Source organism: Acinetobacter sp. YH12208 (genome assembly GCF_013418055.1).
In the GTDB taxonomy this organism is placed as follows: Bacteria; Pseudomonadota; Gammaproteobacteria; order Pseudomonadales; family Moraxellaceae; genus Acinetobacter; species Acinetobacter pseudolwoffii.
On record NZ_VPCT01000007.1, the window covers coordinates 46608 to 68250 of the forward strand.

General features: G+C 45.1%; 24 protein-coding genes, 5 tRNA genes and 1 other RNA gene. 18 read left to right on the forward strand and 12 right to left on the reverse strand.

The genetic code is table 11. The features are described 5' to 3' along the window. Positions 1 to 24 precede the first annotated feature (24 nt). The 4 genes from FTU95_RS08525 to coaD all read right to left on the reverse strand — a co-directional run bounded on the left by FTU95_RS08525 (position 25) and on the right by coaD (position 1334). Positions 25 to 101 (reverse strand) — tRNA-Met (locus FTU95_RS08525). Positions 102 to 173: 72 nt separating this feature from the next. After that, an RNA gene (rnpB, locus tag FTU95_RS08530) (RNase P RNA component class A) lies at positions 174 to 551 on the reverse strand. 26 nt (positions 552 to 577) lie between these two features. Beyond that, the gene (locus FTU95_RS08535; RefSeq protein ID WP_005097729.1) at positions 578 to 841 is read right to left on the reverse strand and encodes a YfhL family 4Fe-4S dicluster ferredoxin; all 264 of its coding nucleotides are present in this window, start codon (positions 839 to 841) and stop codon (positions 578 to 580) included. 1 nt (position 842) lies between these two features. Then, complete coding sequence (gene coaD / locus FTU95_RS08540) at positions 843 to 1334, reverse strand: pantetheine-phosphate adenylyltransferase (protein ID WP_004280585.1); 492 nt, start codon at positions 1332 to 1334, stop codon at positions 843 to 845. A gap of 139 nt (positions 1335 to 1473) precedes the next feature. Between coaD and smpB the strand changes: the two genes are divergently transcribed. Then, the gene (gene smpB, locus FTU95_RS08545) at positions 1474 to 1953 is read left to right on the forward strand and encodes an SsrA-binding protein SmpB (RefSeq protein WP_004280586.1); all 480 of its coding nucleotides are present in this window, start codon (positions 1474 to 1476) and stop codon (positions 1951 to 1953) included. Between the two features lie 56 nt (positions 1954 to 2009). Here the strand turns inward: smpB and FTU95_RS08550 are convergent, their stop codons facing one another. The 3 genes from FTU95_RS08550 to rluD are packed head-to-tail and all read right to left on the reverse strand — an operon-like array spanning position 2010 to position 4441. Next, on the reverse strand, positions 2010 to 2570 hold the full coding sequence (locus tag FTU95_RS08550) for a flavodoxin family protein (protein ID WP_005097730.1): 561 nt from the start codon (positions 2568 to 2570) through the stop codon (positions 2010 to 2012). Positions 2571 to 2610: 40 nt separating this feature from the next. Beyond that, positions 2611 to 3351 (reverse strand): peptidoglycan editing factor PgeF, encoded by a 741-nt coding sequence (gene pgeF / locus FTU95_RS08555; protein ID WP_180078175.1) that lies wholly within the window; start codon positions 3349 to 3351, stop codon positions 2611 to 2613. A 37-nt stretch (positions 3352 to 3388) separates the two neighbouring features. Continuing rightward, entirely contained in the window at positions 3389 to 4441 is a 1053-nt protein-coding gene (gene rluD / locus FTU95_RS08560) for a 23S rRNA pseudouridine(1911/1915/1917) synthase RluD (RefSeq protein WP_005097732.1), read from the reverse strand. Positions 4442 to 4512: 71 nt separating this feature from the next. On the opposite strand from rluD, the gene FTU95_RS08565 reads away from it, so the two are divergent. After that, on the forward strand, positions 4513 to 5505 hold the full coding sequence (locus FTU95_RS08565; RefSeq protein WP_180078177.1) for an outer membrane protein assembly factor BamD: 993 nt from the start codon (positions 4513 to 4515) through the stop codon (positions 5503 to 5505). A gap of 193 nt (positions 5506 to 5698) precedes the next feature. Then, on the forward strand, positions 5699 to 7612 hold the full coding sequence (locus FTU95_RS08570; protein WP_180078179.1) for a DNA primase: 1914 nt from the start codon (positions 5699 to 5701) through the stop codon (positions 7610 to 7612). 81 nt (positions 7613 to 7693) lie between these two features. Here FTU95_RS08570 and hemA read toward each other — a convergent pair whose 3' ends face one another. After that, positions 7694 to 8977, reverse strand: coding sequence for a glutamyl-tRNA reductase (hemA, locus tag FTU95_RS08575; RefSeq protein WP_005097735.1), 1284 nt, complete (start codon positions 8975 to 8977; stop codon positions 7694 to 7696). A 78-nt stretch (positions 8978 to 9055) separates the two neighbouring features. Here hemA and FTU95_RS08580 point away from each other — a divergent pair, with 78 nt between their 5' ends. The 11 genes from FTU95_RS08580 to panD all read left to right on the forward strand — a co-directional run bounded on the left by FTU95_RS08580 (position 9056) and on the right by panD (position 15154). Then, positions 9056 to 10768: a tetratricopeptide repeat protein gene (locus tag FTU95_RS08580; RefSeq protein ID WP_180078181.1), complete on the forward strand. Its 1713-nt coding sequence runs from the start codon at positions 9056 to 9058 to the stop codon at positions 10766 to 10768. A gap of 7 nt (positions 10769 to 10775) precedes the next feature. After that, a complete protein-coding gene (lolB, locus tag FTU95_RS08585) occupies positions 10776 to 11354 on the forward strand; it encodes a lipoprotein insertase outer membrane protein LolB (protein WP_005097737.1) in 579 nt (192 codons plus the stop codon). 21 nt (positions 11355 to 11375) lie between these two features. After that, positions 11376 to 12203, forward strand: a complete 828-nt coding sequence (gene ispE / locus FTU95_RS08590; RefSeq protein ID WP_100358238.1) for a 4-(cytidine 5'-diphospho)-2-C-methyl-D-erythritol kinase — start codon at positions 11376 to 11378, stop codon at positions 12201 to 12203. A 2-nt stretch (positions 12204 to 12205) separates the two neighbouring features. Next, positions 12206 to 12280, forward strand: a tRNA-Gln gene (locus tag FTU95_RS08595). Positions 12281 to 12305: 25 nt separating this feature from the next. Continuing rightward, positions 12306 to 12380, forward strand: a tRNA-Gln gene (locus tag FTU95_RS08600). Positions 12381 to 12400: 20 nt separating this feature from the next. Further along, a tRNA-Gln gene (locus FTU95_RS08605) sits at positions 12401 to 12475 on the forward strand. A 92-nt stretch (positions 12476 to 12567) separates the two neighbouring features. Beyond that, positions 12568 to 12642 (forward strand) — tRNA-Gln (locus FTU95_RS08610). A 36-nt stretch (positions 12643 to 12678) separates the two neighbouring features. Further along, the gene (locus FTU95_RS08615; protein WP_005097740.1) at positions 12679 to 13632 is read left to right on the forward strand and encodes a ribose-phosphate pyrophosphokinase; all 954 of its coding nucleotides are present in this window, start codon (positions 12679 to 12681) and stop codon (positions 13630 to 13632) included. Between the two features lie 98 nt (positions 13633 to 13730). Then, positions 13731 to 14027, forward strand: a complete 297-nt coding sequence (rplY, locus tag FTU95_RS08620; protein ID WP_005097741.1) for a 50S ribosomal protein L25 — start codon at positions 13731 to 13733, stop codon at positions 14025 to 14027. An 18-nt stretch (positions 14028 to 14045) separates the two neighbouring features. Further along, on the forward strand, positions 14046 to 14627 hold the full coding sequence (gene pth, locus FTU95_RS08625) for an aminoacyl-tRNA hydrolase (protein ID WP_074383404.1): 582 nt from the start codon (positions 14046 to 14048) through the stop codon (positions 14625 to 14627). 146 nt (positions 14628 to 14773) lie between these two features. Beyond that, positions 14774 to 15154: an aspartate 1-decarboxylase gene (panD, locus tag FTU95_RS08630; protein WP_005097743.1), complete on the forward strand. Its 381-nt coding sequence runs from the start codon at positions 14774 to 14776 to the stop codon at positions 15152 to 15154. Between the two features lie 69 nt (positions 15155 to 15223). Here the strand turns inward: panD and FTU95_RS08635 are convergent, their stop codons facing one another. From FTU95_RS08635 to FTU95_RS08650, 4 genes are all read right to left on the reverse strand, one after another. Further along, on the reverse strand, positions 15224 to 15796 hold the full coding sequence (locus FTU95_RS08635) for a GDYXXLXY domain-containing protein (protein WP_005097744.1): 573 nt from the start codon (positions 15794 to 15796) through the stop codon (positions 15224 to 15226). Continuing rightward, the gene (locus FTU95_RS08640; protein ID WP_180078184.1) at positions 15793 to 17598 is read right to left on the reverse strand and encodes a DUF2157 domain-containing protein; all 1806 of its coding nucleotides are present in this window, start codon (positions 17596 to 17598) and stop codon (positions 15793 to 15795) included. Before FTU95_RS08640 ends, FTU95_RS08635 begins: the two co-directional genes overlap by 4 nt. A gap of 90 nt (positions 17599 to 17688) precedes the next feature. Then, positions 17689 to 18300 (reverse strand): LysE family translocator, encoded by a 612-nt coding sequence (locus FTU95_RS08645; RefSeq protein WP_180071803.1) that lies wholly within the window; start codon positions 18298 to 18300, stop codon positions 17689 to 17691. A 46-nt stretch (positions 18301 to 18346) separates the two neighbouring features. Beyond that, positions 18347 to 18832: a DUF1289 domain-containing protein gene (locus FTU95_RS08650; RefSeq protein ID WP_035337988.1), complete on the reverse strand. Its 486-nt coding sequence runs from the start codon at positions 18830 to 18832 to the stop codon at positions 18347 to 18349. Positions 18833 to 19030: 198 nt separating this feature from the next. On the opposite strand from FTU95_RS08650, the gene FTU95_RS08655 reads away from it, so the two are divergent. The 4 genes from FTU95_RS08655 (at position 19031) to FTU95_RS08670 (ending at position 21609) form a co-directional block, all read left to right on the forward strand. Continuing rightward, positions 19031 to 19963: a rhodanese-related sulfurtransferase gene (locus tag FTU95_RS08655; protein ID WP_005097749.1), complete on the forward strand. Its 933-nt coding sequence runs from the start codon at positions 19031 to 19033 to the stop codon at positions 19961 to 19963. A 206-nt stretch (positions 19964 to 20169) separates the two neighbouring features. Continuing rightward, positions 20170 to 20448, forward strand: coding sequence for a hypothetical protein (locus FTU95_RS08660; protein WP_005097750.1), 279 nt, complete (start codon positions 20170 to 20172; stop codon positions 20446 to 20448). Positions 20449 to 20535: 87 nt separating this feature from the next. After that, on the forward strand, positions 20536 to 21153 hold the full coding sequence (locus tag FTU95_RS08665; protein ID WP_100355549.1) for a DedA family protein: 618 nt from the start codon (positions 20536 to 20538) through the stop codon (positions 21151 to 21153). 30 nt (positions 21154 to 21183) lie between these two features. Further along, on the forward strand, positions 21184 to 21609 hold the full coding sequence (locus FTU95_RS08670; protein WP_180078186.1) for an ABZJ_00895 family protein: 426 nt from the start codon (positions 21184 to 21186) through the stop codon (positions 21607 to 21609). Positions 21610 to 21643 lie beyond the last annotated feature (34 nt).

The following is a 21643-nucleotide window of genomic DNA, read 5'->3' on the forward strand; positions in this document are numbered from 1 at the left end:
ATCGGAGTGGGTTTTTTCAGAATATGGTGGCTATGACGAGACTTGAACTTGTGACCCCCGCATTATGAGTGCGGTGCTCTAACCAACTGAGCTACATAGCCTTAAACTGTGCGCGCATTATGAGATTTTCTTTAAAGAGCGTCAACCCCATAATGCACTGTTTGATCAAAATTTGTTGAAGTGAGCCGATAAGCCGGGTTCTGTCGTGAACGATCATTCCTCTAGGCGCACAATCACTCATGCGCTCAAGCGACCTACCCGAATCCAGCATGGGCCATGCCTAATGGATTCCTATTTGGTCTTGCTTCCGGTGGGGTTTACCTCGCCATGAACTGTTACCAGCCATGCGGTGCGCTCTTACCGCACCCTTTCACCCTTACCTCCGATTCCGATTGCTCGAAAACATAATGAAGGCGGTCTTCTCTCTGCTGCACTTGCCGTCGGTTTGCACCGCCCAGGCGTTACCTGGCACCTTGCCCTATGAAGCCCGGACTTTCCTCCCCTGCTTCAATCACGGAGATCTCCACAGCAGCGATCGTCTGGCTCACTTCGAGCGGCATAGTACCAAATATCGCAACTAATTGCTTGATGTTTTTTGAGCAGTCAGTTTTTCATACTTGGCTTGCAGCTGTTCCTGCGTTTCCGCATGGTTCGGATCCAGTGGAATACAATCCACCGGACAGAACAGCTGACATTGCGGTTGATCATGATGTCCGACGCACTCTGTACATAAATCTGGATGAATCTCATAAATGAGTTCACCCATATAAATGGCCTCATTCGGGCATACAGGTTCACAGACATCACAATTAATACATTCATCGGTGATATATAAAGACACGCTACCAACCTTGTTGAAGTTTACGCTCGAAGGCAGCAACCACGTTTGGTGGTACAAACTTGGTCACATCACCTCTTAATCGAGCAATTTCACGCACCAAAGTGGATGAAATAAAAGAATATTGCTCTGAAGGGGTTAAAAATACCGCTTCAAAGTGGGAGTCCAGCTGACGGTTCATATTGGCCAGCTGAAATTCATACTCAAAATCGGACACTGCACGCAAACCACGCAGTACAGCCGTCGCTTTTTGTTCACGAAAGAAATTGACCAGCAAACCATCAAAACCTACAAATTCAACATTGTCCAAATGACTCAATGACTCTTTTGCCAATGCAACACGCTCTTCCAGACTAAATACCGGATTTTTATGATGACCGATGGCAATCGCCACAACGACCTCATCAAACATTCGCGCTGCGCGGGTTACCAAATCAATATGTCCATTGGTAATTGGATCAAAAGTCCCCGGATAAATCACACGAGTTTTAGACATCCATTTGTACTCTGTTTGTTATGTAGAATCTTATTTTAGCAAAAACTTGTTTTTTTGGTGAATAATCCTCATTAATTTAAAAAACTTCACCTTATTTCTAGTTGCGGTACAATAGCAGCACGTTTGGAAGTATCAGATTATGGCGAAAGCATCTATTGTAGTAAAAAAAAATAATGGCGGTACCATTGCACTGAATAAACGTGCCCGCCACGATTATTTTATTGAAGAGAAATTTGAAGCGGGGCTGTCATTAAAGGGCTGGGAAGTCAAATCAATGCGTGCCGGTCGTATGACCATTGTAGAAAGCTATATTACCTTTAAAAATGGTGAAGCTTTCCTGTTTGGTGCGCAAGTTCAGCCTTTGCTGAGTGCTTCAACACACGTGGTGCCTGAAGCGACCCGTACCCGAAAACTGTTGTTGAATCGCCGTGAAATTGAAAAGCTGATGGGCGCGATTAACCAGAAAGGTTATTCCTGCGTGCCACTGGCCTGTTACTGGAAAGGCCCACATGCCAAGCTGGAAATTGCACTGGTCAAAGGTAAGCAGCTCCATGACAAACGTGCCACTGAAAAAGACCGTGACTGGCAACGTGATAAAGCGCGAATTTTCCATAAATAATGGATCAATACTTGAATATAAAAACCTCCAGCATGTGGAGGTTTTTTTATCACTGACTAAGCTGGATGATTTAAGCGCGCCAGTGTCAAAGCAATATATTCGCCAAACCAGAGCGCGGTTTTTAAATCCCCTTCAGGTGGGGTGACTTCTACCGGTGCATTGTCCGACTGGGTCATCAACCCCAAAAAGCTCGACATACGATTCAGATCAGTCACGGCACGACCTGTCGGCATCAAGGGCAAACCGCTCCACAACATACCATGCTGCATCGCAAACAGGTTGATTTGCTGCAACACTGCCAGTTTGTCGCCACTAAGTCCGCCACCATTGGTAAAAGCTGCTGCCAGTTTGCCCTGCCAGCTACGCGCCAGCCAGCGCTTGGAAGACTGCTCCATAAACAGCTTCATGGCAGAGGTCAGGCTCCCCATATAGGTCGGACAGCCAAAGACAATCGCATCTGCGGCATCTAGCACATCCCAATCAATATGTTCGACATTCATCATATGCACCTGAACACCGGTTTCCCGTGCACCATCGGCAATAAAATTTGCCACTTTAGCCGTGTGTCCATAAGGACTGTGATAAACAATCGCAACAGATTTGGAAGATAGGGACATAATGCTCAAAAGCCAAAAAATTCAGTTAAGTTTAACATTTTCATGCCATAAACACGAATGTCGCCATACGACCCGTTTTAGGCTCACGGCGATAAGAAAAATATTCATCTGCTTGACGATAAGAACACTGATCCCCGCCCAATACGGTATGTATCCCATGTTGCTGCAAGATATAGCGCGCAATCGCATACAGGTCGGCATAATATTTACCTGGCTGTTCCCCGGCCTGAAATGCACTATCCAGTTCAGGATATTTACTGCAAAAAGCCACTTTTACCTCTGTGCCAATTTCAAAACAGGGCTGACTGATCGCCGCACCAAGCCAGGCCCAGGTCGGCGGAGTCTGCATGGCCGCAATGGTATTTTCGACAATACCACCGGCCAGACCACGCCAACCGGCATGCAAATTGGCAACTTCCGTACCATCGGCATTACCTAACACCACCGGCAAACAGTCTGCGGTCATCATCATCAAAGCATGCGCTTTGCGCTGCGTCACCAGACCATCGCCGACCAATGCCTGAAAAGTTATCTGTTCATTAATGCTATGACAGATGGTGCTATGGGTCTGTGTCATCCAGGTAATTTTATCTACGCCAAAGGCAGCGAAATCTTGCAATAAAGCCATACGATGCTGTTGTACCCGCTGCGCATCATCCTGCACATGCAAGGCCAGATTAAAACCTGCAAGCTCAGGCTGCGTGGATGGCTGTACTTTCGCATGATGAACGCGGGTCTGACCCACATACACACCTTGTGGAAGTCCTGGTACAAATTGCATCTCGATTCCTTGCTTTGACGCGAGCTAAATAAAAAAATTAATAGGCTTTGTTTTCGGTGCGCAGCACTTCAATCAGATTGGCAAAATCTTCCGGCCACGGCGCTTCAAAGGTCATTTCTTCTTTGCTACGCGGATGGGTCAGACCAAGTTTTGCTGCATGCAAGGCCTGACGTTTAAAGCCACGTAAAGTATCATCTAATAATTGTGATGCACCTGCCGGCATACGTACACGCGGCATATACACCTGATCACCAATCAGACCAAAGCCAATATAGCTAAAATGCACACGAATCTGGTGGGTACGACCGGTTTCCAGACGGGCTTGAACACGGGTGAAATGCTGGAAACGCTCTTTGACGTTATAATGGGTGACCGCATCTTTACCACCCGGAAGCACGGTCATTTTGACACGATCGACCGGATGACGTTTGATTGGCTCATCAATCGTACCACCGGCAATAATATTGCCATACACCACCAGATCATACAGACGATACACTGATTTTTTCTCAAGCTGTTTGCTAAGAGAGAACTGTGCTTCCAGATTTTTCGCTACGACCAACAGACCACTGGTGTCTTTATCAATACGGTGTACCAGACCGGCACGTGCCAGTTCAGCCGATTTTGGATAATGATGTAACAAAGCATTCACCAAAGTACCCGATGTATTGCCTGCGCCCGGATGCACAACCATGCCGACAGCTTTGTTAATGACGATAATGTCATCATCTTCATAGATGATGTCCAGTGGAATGTCTTCTGGCAGGCTGCGTGTTTGCGCTTCAAGCTCAACATTTAAAGTCAGGGTTTCAAAACCATCACTTTTAAATTTCGGCTTAACCGGTTGACCATTCACCAATAAATTGCCATCTTTAATCCATTGCTTTAATTTTTCTCGAGAAAAATCACTCCAGACCATCGCGGCAATCTGGTCGATCCGTTGTCCGATATAAGTTTCATCCAGTTGAAATTGCAACGATAAACGTGTTGCAGTTGCTTCTGAAGTATGGTTATCTGCATCCTCAGAATCTTCAAGTAAATTGAAATCAGTATCAGGGATATTAGAATTGGAAGATTGTGCTTGACTCATTTGCTCATTCAGACAAAAGTGGTTTAATAGTGCAATTGTAGCTCATTGCCCGTATTAACAGAGGAATTTTTATGTCGCTACCACATTATAAAATGACAATGCTTGCTGTGACATTAGGCATTGCATCGGCAATGGTAGGCTGTAGCAGTAATCCAAAAAAAGAAGTCGTGGATAAAGGTCCGGAATCTAGCGAACAGGTTTATATTCAAAAAGCACAGAAAGCGCTAGATCGTAATCAATATACCGATGCAGCAAAACAGTTAGAGGCGCTGGAAACTTATTTCCCGACCAGTCAGTATGCCCCTCAGGCGCAGCTTGAACTGTTGTATGTAAAATTCCAGCAAAAAGATTATGAAGGTGCGGTTGCACTGGCAGAGCGTTTTATCCGTCTGAACCCGCAACATCCAAATGTCGATTATGCTTACTATGTACGCGGTGTCGCCAATATGGAACAGAACTATAACGGCCTGCTGCGTTATACCTCACTGAAACAATCGCATCGTGATGTCAGCTACCTGAAAGTAGCTTACCAGAATTTTGTTGATTTCATTCGCCGCTATCCGTCGAGTACCTATGCAGTCGATGCCGCACAGCGTATGCAGTTTATCGGTCAGGAACTGGCTGAGCATGAAATGAATGCGGCACGCTTTAATTTAAAACGTAAAGCCTATCTGGCTGCGGTTGAACGTGCACAATGGGTGGTGGAACATTATCCACAAACCCCTCAGATTCCAGAAGCACTGGCAACGATTGCCTATGGCTATGATCAACTGGGTGATAAAGCAACCTCTCAGCAATATGTTGATGTGTTAAAGCTGAATTATCCAAATCTGGTGAAATCTGATGGTACGGTCAACTTGCGTGCAGCACGTAGCGAAAGCAGTTTCTTTAACCGTGCCACACTGGGTATTTTTGGTAAAGAAGCCAAGACTGTAACCGACAACAATGCACAATCGGATACGCCAGAAACTGAAAAGCGCAGCATCACCAACCGCATTTCATTTGGTTTGCTGGATCGTCCTAAAAATACCGAAGCAGAGCAACCTGAACCGACTGCCGAATAAGCCGACTGTCACAGGTGCATTTTCTTTAAGGGCAAGGTATCATACTTGCCCTTTTGCTTTGTCCCGGCCAGGCTTGAACAAATCGTGCAAAAGGTATACAAAGGAAGTTAAAAAGAATTGACCTGAATCAGTTCAATCCTATTGATTCAATCACTTAAACCTTAGATACGCAGCACGAGAAGCTCAGCAGATTATGGCAATTCCTCAACATACGATTGATCAGATTCTCGATCGCACCGATATTGTCGATGTGATTGGTCAATTCGTGAAACTGAAAAAAACTGGCCGTACCTATTCGGGCTGCTGTCCTTTCCATCAGGAAAAATCGCCCTCTTTTCACGTCTATCGTGACAAACAATATTTTCACTGTTTTGGCTGTCAGGCCAATGGCAACGCCATCCGTTTTTTAATGGACATTGGTAGCCGTAATTTCGTCGAAGTGATGAAAGACCTGTCCAGTCAGACCGGCATTGAACTGCCAAAAGACAATACTGACTCCAATAAATTAAAATACAAACGGGAATCAGCCAAACCGAAAATAGTCGCTGCGACCAAAGTTGAGAATACGCAAGCTCCGCAACGCCCAGCACAAGAATATTCTGTGTCGGATGCTTCTTTTGATCCATTTGCAGAGTTTCAGGCCTCCGAACAGGATTTCTACGGCGACCCTTTTGCTGCTTTTGAACACATGCCAATGGCCGAAGTTCAGCAAGACGGCAACTTATACGACCTGCTGGAAAATATCGCGCAGTTTTATGAACGCCAGTTACCCAACAGTTCCAGTGCACAGCAATATTTCAAGCAACGTGGCCTGACTGCAGAAACCATTGCCTATTGGCGCTTAGGTTATGCACCTGAAGACTGGCAACATCTGGAAAAAGCCTTTCCTCAGGATATTGAAGGCCTGAAACTACTGGGGCTGATTCGTACCAGCGACAGTGGCCGTGATTTTGACCTGCTACGTGAACGGGTGATTTTCCCGATTCGTGATACCAAGGGTCGTGTGGTCGGCTTTGGTGGCCGTGCGCTCAATGACGAGATCAAGCCCAAATACATCAATTCGCCAGACTCTGAAGTTTTCCATAAGAACCAGTTGCTTTATGGGCTGTATGAAGGCAGAAAGCAGAAAGCCCAGGAATGGCTGATGGTCGAAGGCTATATGGATGTGATTGCATTGCAGCAATACGGCATTCATGGCGCAGTCGCGACACTGGGAACTGCCAGTAATACCGACCATCTGAACATTCTGTTTAAGCAGAACAACCGGATTACCATTGCCTTTGATGGCGATGCTGCCGGTCAAAAAGCCGCACGCCGAACGCTGGACATTGCCCTGCCATTACTCAGTGATGGCCGTGAGCTGAAATTCTTTGTTTTGCCTGCTGACCATGACCCGGACTCCTTGATCCGCCGTGAAGGCATCGAAAACTTTAGACGCTTGCTGGATCAGGCGCCGCTGATGTCGGACTTCGTGTTTGCCCATCTGACCCAAAATCAGGACATCACCACCCCTGAAGGTAAAAGTCAGGTCATGGGTGAACTGAAAAACCTGACCGAATTATTGCCTAAACATGGCTCATTCCGCTATTTGCTGCAGCAATTTTTCCGCGAGAAACTGGGCTTTAACCGTAAATGGCAACCCAAGGTCAATACCGATGCATCCTTAAGTTTTAGCACCAAAATTGATGCTGAAGAATATGTGATTGCAATTTTGATGAATCATCCCTATTTGTATATTCATTTTGAACCCTTGCGTGCGCTGGTGGCGGAAGATCAGCTGCTGTTTAAAATCCTGAATATTCTGAATGTGATTTTTGATGACCTGCCGGATGATCCTGAACTGTCGATCTATTATGTTTTGGGTGCCTGTGCAGTACATCATCATGAATTACAGCATATTCTACAACATGCCAATGTGAGTGATTATACCTCTTCGCCTGAACAGGCCGACAAACTGGCGGCAGACTTCTCGACCAAGCTGCAATATCAGTGTCTGAAAAACAAGATAAAATCGAAAAAATTTAGCAGCATTGCAGAAATGAAGAATCTGAAAATGCAGATTTACGAAATTGATAAAAAACGCTCCATGACCTTATTGGACGATTAACAGTTTTAAATCGCTTCAAATAAAAATAAGGCGTTTATCTCTAAACGCCTTTCTTCAAAATAGCTATTGTTAAAGAGCTCGCTAATGTTTGGTCTTGCGGCGTGTATCAACTACCTCTTGCAAGGTATCGCGCATCATTTCAAAACAGCTTGGATCTTCCGCCTTGGCCGCCTCACGCAGCACAATAGAAGTCGGATGTAAGAGTTTCTGTGTCAGGCGGTGCGAAAACTCAGCCATAACCATTTCTGCTTTTTCACCCTTGGCAATACGTTGCAGCGCCAATGCCAGTTCTTCCTGCCGCAACTCTTCACCATGGTCACGATAAGCATGAATGGTGGCCCCGGCCTGCTTGACCTTTTGCTGGGTCATCAGTTCTGTTGCGAGCTGATTCACCATAACTTCGGCTTCAACCGCAGCCTGACGACGATGCGCCAGATTTTCCTCAATCACGCTTTGCAGATCATCGACGCCATACAGATATACCCCATCAAGTTTTTCAACTTTAGGATCGATATCACGTGGCACGGCCAGATCGACTAACAACATTTGCTGGTAACGGCGTTTTTTCAGTGCCGCTTTGATATCTGCAAAATGAATCACCTGATGCAGACTGCCGGTACAACTGGAAATCACATCGGCGCGATGCAGATTGTCTGCCAGCTGGTCAAAGTCAATAATTTCTACTTCTACCCGATGCGCAATTTCCTGCGCCAGAATGTCTGCACGTTCTCGGGTACGGTTACAGATAATAATCTTGCCCACACCCATTTCTGCGAGATGCTTGGCGACCAGACTGTTCATCTCCCCGGCTGCTACCACCATAATGGTGAGCTTGTCTGGATGACTAAATACCTGTAGGGCCAACTGTGCAACCGCATAGCCCATCGATACCGCATGGCTGCCGACAGCAGTCTCGGAACGAACCCGTTTGGCCGCATAAAAGGCATATTCAAAAATTCGGTTTAAACTGCGTGACACCGTCTGGGAGTCTTTGGCAAGAGAAAGTGCATTTTTGACTTGTCCCAGAATCTGCGGTTCACCCAGCATCAGTGAATCCAGACCACTGGCGACACGCATCAAGTGCGTCACGGCTTGGGCATTTTCATAACGATAGACATGATTTTGCAGTTGTTTGACATCCACCCCATTTTTTTGGGCGAGCCAGTTCAGCACCATGTCGACATTGTCAGACATCGCGTAAACTTCGGTTCGGTTACATGTAGACACCACCACCATGTCGTTTAATTCAGGGTGTTGGCTTTGCTCGGCAAGAATGGCACTTAACTTTTCAGGGTTAAACGCAACTTGTTCCCGCAGTTCTACAGAGGCAGTTTGATGGTTGACACCCAATGCAAAGAAAGACATATCAGGTCATCATTTCAATAAATTTATGCTATTGTGCAATATCGGTGTCATAAAAAGCATTACTTGGATCAAGAAAAATTGCGTCAAACAATCAGCCGTATCAACGGCCCTACAATTAAGCAATATTCTACCACATTCCTATTGGTGGGTAGCATGGCTTCAACTGCTCATCTTTATGCAGCGGAAGCAGTTTACCATGCAAATCAAAATTATGATGCCATAAAACAAAGTATGATGGCCGAGTTTGCCATTGCCGCACATGACATTCCGACTGCTTTGCACAACTATACGGTTCTGGCAATCAAGAGCAATTCCACCACGGTCAAGCAGCGTGCACTGAATGTTGCATTGGAACATGATGATTTACAGGCAGCCCTCGATATCTCGACCCACTGGGTGGTACAGGAGCCGCAGGATGTCCCCGCTTTATTTTATTTATCCCATATTGCCCTGAAAGCGCATGAGTATGAGCTGGCGGCAGAGACCTTAGAGAAAATCCTGCAAATTGATGACAGTGCCGATCTGGAAGAAATTCTCGCTGGGATTTCACCTGAAGGCACAGAAGACCGCAGCTATCTGATTCAGGCTTTAAGCACCACCAAAGCCAGAGACAATCCGTCTATTCTGGTGCTGGTGGCCGGTCTGGAAGCACAAAATGGTCAGCTGGAACAGGCTTTAAATACCATTAACCGTGCTCTAAAAAAACGTCCGAATGCGACTGGTTATATCCTGATGAAAGCCAATCTGCTGAATGCTCTTGGCGATCCAGAAGAAACCCTGCAATGGTATGAAAAATCCAGCCGTAAACACCGCAATAATCTGGATGTGCGTCTGGCCGAAGTCAAATATCTGGTCAAGCTGAACGAAGCGACTTTGGCGCTGAAAAAACTGCAAGACATTCTAAAAAAATGGCCAACGGCTGAAGAAGCCCTGTTCATTGCCGGACTGACCAGTATTGATCTGGAAGAATACGAGAAGGCCGAAAAACATCTGGTCGAACTGCGTTATTCTGCGCAGTATCAAAATGAAGCCTATTATTATCTGGCAGTGAATGCTGAACGCAAACAGCATTATGAAACCGCCAAAGCCTATTATCGTCTGGTCGATGGCAGTCTGTACACCGTCTCGCGTCGTAACATGATCTCGATTTTTGCCCAGCAGGATAAGCTGCATGATGCGCTGCGTTTCTTGACTCAGGAACGGGTGAATTATCCGCAACATGCCAGCTTTTTATATCTGGCCCAGGCAGATATTTTAACGCGTATGCAGAATAAAAAAGCCGCGATCCGCCTGCTAGAAGAAGCCAGCAAAAACCTGCCGGATGATCCGGAACTGGTTTATGCGCAAGTGCTATTGCTAGATCCACATCAGGATCGCAACAAGCTGGATGAATTGCTGGCAAATTTACTCAAGATTGAACCGAATAGTCCGACCTATCTGAATGCCTATGCCTATACCCTGGCAATGCAGAACCGGCGTCTGGAAGAAGCGCGCCGCTATGTCGAACAGGCACTGGAATATGCACCGGAACAGGCTTCCATTCTGGATACTTATGGTTATATCTGTTATTTACAGAATGACTTTGCCACGGCTGCAGATGTCTTATACAAAGCATATCAACTCAATCCAAGCGTGAAGATTGGTGTACGTTATGCGCGTTCGTTGTACATGAATGGTGATATACAACACTTCCATCAAGTGTTACAACAATTACAACAAAACCATCCAAATGACCCCGAATTAAAACAACTTAATTCGCTATTGTTAGCACCACAAAACCAAACGAGTTAATTCTTTTATGCGCAATTTAAGCCAATTGGGCTGCTGTGCCTTTGCAGCAACTGCTTTATTCTTAACTGGCTGTCAGCAGATGATCAATCCGCAAACGCCAGTGACACCTTCTGTACAGGCAGATAATCAATTCCAGCTGCAAGGTAAAATTGGTGTGCGCACACCGCAACAGACCGGCAGTGCATTCTTTACCTGGGTACAACAGCAAGAAGAATTTGATATTGAGCTGAGTGGTATTTTAGGTGTGGGCAAAACCCAGATTTCCGGCACGCCCGGCCAAGTCACATTAAACAGTGCTAAAACAGGTGTGATTCAGGCGGCAAGTGCCGAAGAATTACTGCAACGCGCCACAGGCTGGCAAGCACCGATCAGCTATTTAGTGGACTGGGTACAGGCCCGCCCTGCGACAACGACTGCCAAATTGCAAAAAGATGATACACAGCGGATTAGCCAGATTATTGAACAGGGCTGGACGGTCGATCTCAATTACAATGCGCAGGCCAAAATGCCAAACCGCTTGATTTTAAAGCAGTCACTTGAAAATGGCGCGGAAAACCGTATTACAATGATCATTGAAAACCGTTAATTGACCTGATGTTAGCCCATGATGATTCGTGTTCCCTCGCCTGCTAAACTGAATTTGTTTTTACATATTACCGGTCGCCGTGAAAATGGCTATCACGAGCTGCAAAGCATTTTTCAGCTGATTGATCTGTATGACTGGCTGGAGTTTGAACAAACAGATAATCAACACATCCAGATTGAAGGGCTGGCCTCCGTCGACCTAGAACAGAATTTAATCTATCGTGCGGTACAACTGTTGAAGCCCTATGCTCAAACACTATCCGGACTAAAGATTCGTCTGGAAAAAAATATCCCGATGGGTGCTGGACTCGGGGGCGGCTCGTCTAATGCAGCCACCACCCTGATTGTGCTGAACCAGCTCTGGCAGTGCGGTTTAAATATCGAGCAACTGGCAGATCTCGGAGTCAAGCTGGGTGCAGATGTACCGATATTTGTACATGGTCGAAATGCTTGGGCTGAAGGCATTGGCGAACACTTAACATTCATAGACTTAGATCAAAAACAATTCATTGTGTTAAAACCTGACTGTTTTATCAGCACTCAACTGCTTTTTTCGCAAAAAGCATTGACAAGAGACACGAAGAGCACTAAATTTTGCGCCTATCAGCAAACGCCATCTGATTTTGGAAATAACTTTGAGCCACTGGCTCGATCCTTATATCCTGAAGTCGATGAAGCGATGCAATATCTCGACCAGTTCGGTATTGCAAAACTTACAGGTACAGGTGCTTGTGTGTTTATTGAAGTCACTGAAAATCTGAATATCGAAGATATTCTTGCAAATGCACCATGTAAAGCTTACCTGGTCAACAGTTTACAAGAATCACCTTTAGTTCAGTTTAAAGTGTAGATAGGGGTATCGCCAAGTGGTAAGGCACCGGGTTTTGATCTCGGCATCCGTTGGTTCGAATCCAGCTACCCCTGCCATTTTCACCTGTAGATGTACTGTATTAGGGGTATCGCCAAGTGGTAAGGCACCGGGTTTTGATCTCGGCATCCGTTGGTTCGAATCCAGCTACCCCTGCCATCTTACAGTTCATCAAATTTAGGGGTATCGCCAAGTGGTAAGGCACCGGGTTTTGATCTCGGCATCCGTTGGTTCGAATCCAGCTACCCCTGCCATTTTCTCGAAAAAAGACAGAACACTCATTTGCTGTAAGACTGTTAATTTACCTTGACACTTTACCGTAAAAATATTAAAGTTCTGCCGCATTAGGGGTATCGCCAAGTGGTAAGGCACCGGGTTTTGATCTCGGCATCCGTTGGTTCGAATCCAGCTACCCCTGCCATCTATTCCCATATATCCCAACCGCCAAGGGTGCTTCATGCCCAATCTTGTCGTTTTTAGTGGATCTGCGCATCCACAATTCGCTCAAAAAGTCGTAAGTCACTTACATATTCCTCTAGGCGCTGCCTCTGTAGGTCAGTTCTCTGATGGTGAAATCGCTGTCGAGATTACTGAAAACGTTCGTGGTAAAGACGTATTCGTCGTGCAACCTACTTGTGCTCCTACTAACGATAACCTGATGGAAATCTTAGTCATGGCTGACGCTTTGCGTCGTGCAAGTGCAGGTCGTATTACTGCCGTGATTCCTTACTTTGGTTATGCTCGTCAAGACCGTCGTCCACGTTCAAGCCGTGTGCCAATTACTGCTAAAGTCGTTGCAGACATGCTGACGACTGTAGGTATTGACCGCGTTGTGATGATTGATCTTCATGCTGACCAGATCCAAGGTTTCTTCGATATCCCTGTAGACAACATCTACGGTACACCAGCGCTACTTGCTGACTTACGTCAGCAGTCACATCACAACCTGATGGTGGTTTCACCTGACGTCGGTGGTGTGGTTCGTGCACGTGCTGTTGCGAAACAAATGGGTGATATCGATCTTGCAATCATCGATAAGCGTCGTCAAAAAGCGAATGAATCACAAGTGATGCATTTGATTGGCGATGTGAAAGATCGTGATTGTGTCATCGTCGATGACATGGTAGATACTGCAGGCACTTTATGCAAAGCAGCTGATGCATTGAAAACTTTCGGTGCTCGCAAGGTTGTTGCTTATGCAACGCATCCAGTACTTTCTGGTAAAGCGTTAGAAAACTTAAGACATTCTGTGATTGATGAGTTGGTGGTTTGTGACACCATTCCACTTTCAGATGAAGCTTTAGCACTGGGCAAGATTCGCCAGGTTTCCGTAGCCAGCATGGTTGCCGAAACGATTCGTCGCATTAACAACGAAGAATCTATTAGCGCAATGTTCGATTCTTATCTATAATAGAGCGCTGAATTTTCAAAGCCCTGCCATTTGGTAGGGCTTTTACTCACTAGACTGGTCGCAAGTCTGGTTCATTTAACTTAAATAGGATGTCTATCATGGCAAACTTCGTATTAAACGCAGCAGCACGTGAAGAAGCAGTTCAAGGGAAAGGTTCGAGCCGCCGCCTTCGTCTTCAAGCTAAAGTTCCTGCAATCATCTACGGTGGCGAAGCTGCTCCTGTAGCTGTTACTCTTGAGCTTCGTCAGCTTGTTAAATTCTTAGAAAACAACTCTTTCTTTGAAGAAGTTATCGAAATTGATGTAGACGGTAAAGTTGAAAGCGTGAAAATCCAAGCCTTACAACGTCACCCAGCTAAAAACACGCCTATGCACGCTGACTTTAAACGCGCATAAGTGTTAATGGTGTAATTAGTGTCAAATATTTCACTGATTGTTGGTTTGGGCAACCCAGGTTCTGAGTATGCCCAAACCCGCCATAATGCAGGGGCCTGGTTCGTAGAACGCCTTGCAGAGCAATATGGCATTACCCTCAAGAAAGACCCGAAATTCAATGGATTTAGTGGTCGTGGTAATATCGAAGGTCAAGACGTTCGTCTTCTTCTACCTACAACCTTTATGAACCTTTCCGGTAAAAGTGTTGTTCCTTTCGCCAAATTCTACAATATCGCACCTGAATCGATCCTGATTGCCCATGATGAACTGGATATGAATCCTGGTGTCATTCGCCTGAAAACGGGTGGTGGTCACGGTGGTCATAATGGTCTACGCGATATCGTGCCGCATATTGGTTCAAACTTCCATCGCCTGCGTATTGGAATCGGCCATCCTGGTGCCAAAGACCGTGTTTCTGGTCATGTGCTCAGTAAAGCGCCCAGCAGCGAACAAAAGTTAATGGATGATGCAATTTCACATGCGCTCGCACGTACCAAAATGCTGGTGAATGCAGAAGTACAGCAAGCCATGAATCAAATTAATGCCTATAAGCCTAACTGATCATTCAAAAATCGCTGGACAATTCCGCTTGTCAGAAAGATCATTTAAGCGCAAAATGCGCAAGCCTACCCACTTATCCAGTGTCGTAGAAATTGATTCAACCATATGATGATCAAAGTCTTAGTTCAACTCAGGGGACGCTAGCCATGCTATCTCGTTTATTAAAATGCAAAATTCACCGCGCTCACGTTACACATGCAGAATTACACTATGAAGGTTCATGTGCAATTGATGGCGTTTTGATGGATTTAGCTGGCATTCGCGAATACGAAGAAATTCATGTGTGGAACGTGACCAATGGTAAACGTTTTGCAACTTATGCCATTCGTGGCGAAGATAATTCAGGCATCATTTCAGTCAATGGTGGCGCTGCACATCAAGCCGATGTAGGCGATATCATCATTATTGCAACTTTTGGTGATTTCACTGAAGCTGAAGCAAATGCACATCAGCCACGCTTGGTCTATGCAAATCCAAACAATACCGTCAGCCATACTGCCAACTGTATTCCGGTACAAGTCGCTTAAGTCGATGCGACCAGATTCCCAAAGCTCGCACCTCGCGGGCTTTTTTATGGCCAGAATGACTAAATATAATTAACTGCCCTGCCGCCAGCTTTTAGAACTTTCACAATTTAGGGGCTTTAAATGGGAGTCAACAAGATTAACCAGTAAAGCCTTTCCATTTTCCTTAAGCTTAAGTTCGGCAAATTTGGCATTGCGATAACACGGCTCTAGGCCTTCGGCGAATAAAAAACTATTGGCCGCCGGATATAAAGCTTCAAAACTATTGCGTGGATTCTTTAACAGCAGTTTTGCGGAAGATGCCGGATGAACTTGTAACAGACGCGGATCAAAACTGCTTCGTATCACTCGTCGTTGTGCATCCAAGCGTACATAGCTCACGATCTGAGACCGATCTTTAAAATCCTGAATAGTGATATCTGAACCTGTTTGATTCAGGGCAGTTTCATCAGCATCCAGACCAGCAAAATGCAACTGATAGTTCAGCGCCATATAATCGCCCTGCAAAATCGAACGCGGATCGACGGGCGCCAACTTAACAAAAATACTCTGACTATTTCTTAAATGCCATTCATGCTGGATAATTAAGCCCACAAATAAGGCAATACTAAAAATACTCAGGTGTAGCACCCAGAACTTTTTCATGGGGCTACTCCTGTTTTCGACTGAAATTTCGGTGAGCTCAACACATAAGCCAGAAGCAAAACCAGCAGACCTGAAGCAAAGATACTGACACTCTTAAATAAAAAGCTGAGTCCCAGATTGTAATACAGCAACCATAACCAGAAGATCAGTAACAGAACCAATAAGGCCTGCATCAGTCGCTGTTGATTGACCATCGCCCAGGCCATAAGTACCAGAATGATGAAAATTTCAAAATAGCCCAGTGCAATCAGTAAAATGCCTGCGGCAGGAATCAGCCAGAGTGGTGTCAGCGAAAATTGCTTCAGATGTATTCCGATAAAACTCAGCAGCCATACTGCGGGTAAAATATAGAAAACAATTGCTTCATCTATACCGCGCGGATGCAGTTGCTGCGCTACGCCAAATTGCAACAGACATTGAAAAATAGCCGTTGCTGCCAAAATACTGATCATCCACAGATTCACACTTTTGGCATAAGCTGAAGCAAGCCAGTGTCTTGCAGTGAGTAAAGCCACGGTCAGCACACTGTAATTCAACAGCATGATCCATGTGATCAGGCGATGGTCATGAGAAAATGGGTGCTGCTCGATTAAAACTGCAATTCCCAACGCATGAGCCAGTAATAACTGTAATAGCAGCACCAGCCAATGCATGCGATTCATGATACTTAGCAACGTAATACCGATTTGTATCAGCCAGATCAGCAATAAACTATCTGTCAACAATTCGGTATGAATCAGGACAGCAGCCTGACCGCAAACCCACAAACAATAAGCCAGTTGCCGCAGAAAAACTGAAGGCTTGCTATGAATCAGCCACCAGGCAATCCCGATAAAGATTAGCCCCATCAGGATGGATAAACTTTCCCAATAGGTCAGCAACAGCATGGCCAGTATCACACCAGCAATCCATGCGCCCAGCGCCAGTGGAATGACCGAAAACCGGCTCTGGGGTAACAGCTTTATCAGCAGCGCACTAATCGCCGCAAACCAGCCAAAGATGAGCAAAGCCAGCACCAATAAGCCTGCAGCTGAATTTTGCAAATATTGGTCTGTGAGATCAAAAATCAGAATGCTAAAACTCAGTGCCAGCCCTGCAACCAGCAAACTGGTTTCCAGCTGTTGCTGCCGAGTATAGAAATAAGCACTAAATAACAGTGCTAAGACCAGTACCGAAGCCAAATACCAGATCGAATTCGAGTCGATAAATCGAAACATGCTGAATACCGAAATGAGTACCACCACGGCAATCAACAGATAGCGTAAAACCGGATAATAGCGTAATGCATAGATCAGACTCAGTCCGGTCAACAGATTAAGACTGAGCAGATAGGCAGTTTCAGCACGCACCAACCAAAAGCTTTGTTTAAAATAAAAATAAAGCGCCAGCTGGCTGACCACGCAAAATAATGCAAACACACCAATATTCGGTCGATACAGCCAAGGCAAAAGTAACAATGCCCAAAGCAAAAATAGTTGATAACTGTCCGCGCCAGTCTGATAGATCTGCCCAATCACCGCCAGACTTAAGCCCAGCATTAAACCCGATACAGTATCCAGACTTTGTCTTAACTTTTCTCGCGCAGCAAAATGCACACTCAGCAATGCCGAACCCAGCAATAAAACTTGCGGCATAAACAACTGGACAAATTTCGGCAGCATCCACCAGTTTGCTGCCAGCAGATACACGATACTGACAGCGATCAGCGCGAGTCCAATGATTTGAAGAATCTGAATAACAGCAGGTTGAATAAATAACAGCGGTGAGAATGGATGATCGGGCTTGGTTACTGTTTTAGACATGCTGATCTGTTCAATTTTTATTTGATTTTACCTTAGCATGATTTTTAGCGCATATGCCAGGCAGGAACCTTACAACTGTGCAGTACTTTTTTAAATCAGGATCTGATAAATGCCGTAAAGAGCAATGATCAGCAGAATGAGACCACACAAGGCCAGCAAATGCGGATACAACCGAGAACGGGATAAACGGTTAAAACCCAAATACACCACCGACAGGGTCAGGAAATCCAGCACGATCCAGCTCAAGGTTAAGATTATGAGACTCAAATCGAGATCAGATGTAATACCAATAAACTGCGGGAAAAAAGCCGCAAAGAAAATAATATCTTTGGGATTGGAAATACCGACCAGAAAACCCTGCTGAAAGCCGCCACGTACCGGAGATAACTTCTTTTGAGCTGACTCTGCTTGCTGAAAAATCACCTCCCGAAATATTTGCAGCCCCAGATAACCAATATACAGACAACCCAGCAACTTGATGGCATACAGCCACTGTTCATTAATGACCAGCAAACCTTTCAGGCTTAATATCGATAAAGCAATCAATATCAATGAAGCGAAATTGGTGCCAAAAATAGTTCTTAAAGCCGCAGCATAACCGCCTTTTAGACCGGAACTGGCCACCAGCAACATCACCGGACCAGGCGTGGCGATCATTACCACAACAGCCAGACAATACAAGAGATACTCACTGATATTCATGCTCTTCCCTCAGCTGTTGTTATTTTTTTGCATAAAAAAAGAGGACTTATTCCTCTTCCTGCAGATGAATCAGATGCTGACTAATGCCATCCGCCCGCAGAAAAGCCAGATCATAACTGGCAGTGGCCAAAGCCAGAATCCGGCGCTCAAATTCATCCCAGAGTGGACGTACCTGCTTATAATGAATCCCCAAACCACTATCATCGGTAAAATGCCGATTTTTTTCACAGAGCTTTAAAGCATGATACAGCTTACGCCCTTTGGAGGCATCGTCACGTAAACGTACCCGTTTTGACAGCACAAAGGCTTGAACCTTGACGATATCTGCATGTGGCAACAACGGCACTAAAATCTGATCCAGCTGTGCATCCAGACGCCGCCATACGGCATGATGCTGATCAGCGCCATAAGTGTTCCAGTGAATCACCTCATGATTGAAACGGCGGCAACCACGACATACCGCATCACCAAATACGGTCGAGCAACGCCCAGCACACGGGGTTAAAGACGCAATACGACGATCTGAACTCAAAACACACTCCAAAGATACTGCAACTTCCAGTACCTGCATCACTGCATAAAACTTTACAAAATTCCGGGTCGGGCATGACTATACACGCTCTCCCCCATGAATTGAAGCCTGTTAAAAGGCAAGTGTTTTACTCGCTTATTCACTCGAATCACGCTAAAATATGCGCCTTTAAATTATCATGCTACGTTGGAGTATTCCATGAACGCTACTGTAGAACAGCTTGCACCTGTAGAACAGCAAGCGACCTCAGGTTGGGTTGTTGCCGCACTTTATCAATTCAAAGAAGTTCAAGATCCTGCCGATCTTCAACAACGTCTTTTAGACTTGGTAAAAACAATCAACCTTTGTGGAACACTCATTGTAGCGGGTGAAGGGATTAACGGTACGGTTGCAGGTGACCGTGCATCGATTGATCAAATTCACCAGTTCCTTCTCAATGAAGGCTTTGTTGAGATGGAATATAAAGAGTCAGACAGCTCTGACAAGCCATTTCGTAAAATGAAAATTAAATTAAAAAAAGAAATCGTGACTTTAGGGGTAGAAGTGAAACCACGTGATCTGGTCGGTCACTATCTTGATCCTCAGGAATGGAATGAACTGATTGCGCGTGATGACGTGATTCTGGTTGATACCCGTAACGATTACGAATACAAAGCAGGAACGTTCAAAGGCGCGATTGACCCGAAAACTGAAAGCTTCCGTGAATTCCCTGAATATGTGAAAAATAATCTGGAACAGCACAAAGACAAGAAAATTGCCATGTTCTGTACCGGTGGTATTCGCTGTGAAAAATCAACCTCTCTGCTTCTGCAAGAAGGTTTTACAGAGGTGTATCACCTGAAAGGCGGTATTTTAAAATACCTGGAAGAAACTCCGGCTGAAGAAAGTATGTGGGAAGGCGAATGCTTCGTATTTGATGGCCGTACAGCAGTAACACACGGTGTCGAAGAAGGTCAAAACACCAAATGCCATGCCTGTGGCTGGCCTTTGCTTCCTGAAGAAGTGGCGCTGCCAAGTTATGAACATGGTGTCTCTTGCGTGTACTGCATTGACAAGACCACAGAGAAACAAAAAGACGGTTTCCGTATGCGTCAGTCCCAAATTCTGGCAGCAAAACGTAAACGTCTCTAAGCCAGCCGCTTTGTAAGAAAATATATAAAAACCCTCTTCGGAGGGTTTTTTATTTACATAAAAATTACAACAGTAATAAAACTCTCACCAATTCATTACCAAGAACCTTATTTTTTTCCAAGCAAGATTGCTAGTCTATTGAAAAGTCTATCTTAAGCCAAGTCTTTCATTATTAACTTAAATTTTAAAATGAAAAGGAATATAACATGACCAGTTCACTTGCTCGAGATCCAGATAATCTGGTTCAGTTTCAACCCAAAGAGAATATAAAACAACAACGACTTCATCAGGTTAATGACGAGCTTGAGAGCCAGTCACATGTGTTTGTGGTCATCTTGGGAACTGTGATTGGCGCGATTTTAGCGCTGTTTATTGGTTATCATCTTAATACCAGTGTCATTCATTTTATGCTGCTGAGTGTTTTACCTGTCTGTTTGGCCTATGGCTTACGCAAAGTCTATATTTATACGCTGACACATAGCTGATTCTGCCTGCTCATTTATATTCCAAGACTTTACCGCATAAAAAATACTGCTTAGGATACAGGCAGTATTTTTTATTTTGACCATCTTATGAATTTAACTGAATGGATTATTTCCGTCATGGAACAACTGGGCTACTGGGGTATTGCCCTGCTCATGTTTCTGGATAATGTCTTCCCACCCATCCCTTCCGAAATCATTATGCCTTCTGCGGGCTATTCAGCCTCTCAGGGTGAGTTAATACTGGCCGGGGTGATCATGGCCGGTTGCATTGGCTCATTACTAGCAGCAGCCTTGCTGTACTGGGTGGGTTATAAATTCAATCACGATTCCATTTTCAAGTTTGTCGACCGTTATGGCAAATATCTGTTTATCAAATCCAATGATGTGAAAAAATCACTGAGCTGGTTTGAACATTATGGACATCGGATTGTGTTTTTTGGCCGCATGGTTCCTGCCGTCCGCTCACTGATCAGCATTCCTGCCGGCATGAGCCGTATGCCCTTCTGGAAATTCATGTTCTATAGCACACTCGGAACCATCATCTGGACCACGTTTTTGGCCTGTGTCGGATTTTACTTTGGTGAAAACCAAGAGTTGATGCAGCAAATTTTCAGTAAAGTCAGTTATGTGATTATTGCGATTGTTATAGTCATTATTGCCTGGGTTATCTACCGTAGACAGCAGCGTAAAAATCGTCCATCCTGAATAGACCTCAGCATGAAGGAGGCTAAAACGATGTCGCACTATCTTAAATATTTTACCACCGTTTATCTTAGCTTGGTTCTATTCGTGGGCGTACTCATTTATGTATTCAATCTGGGCGCGATTCTCCTGATCCCGGCCCTGATCGCGTCGGCCTTTCTCAGTGCCCGATACTTTGTGAAGAGAGAACAACGTTTACCCAGCAAGGAAGAGAAAAGCAAACTGGTATGGGGTTCTACCATCATTGCGATTACATTTGGGTTTATTTTTATATTTGTTGTGATCTGGATGCATCCACAGACTGAAGCCATCTTCAACAACATGGCTTATACCGGAAGGGGCCCGAATTCATTTCTGATGGCCGCTGTGATTGCGGTACATGGTTTGATCTTTCATATTGCCTATAATGGCTATGCCCGCTACAGTCTGAGCAAACGGGTCGGTATTGAAAGAAAATAAAATCCCTTCGATGCTTTGATAAAAGTCCAAAGCT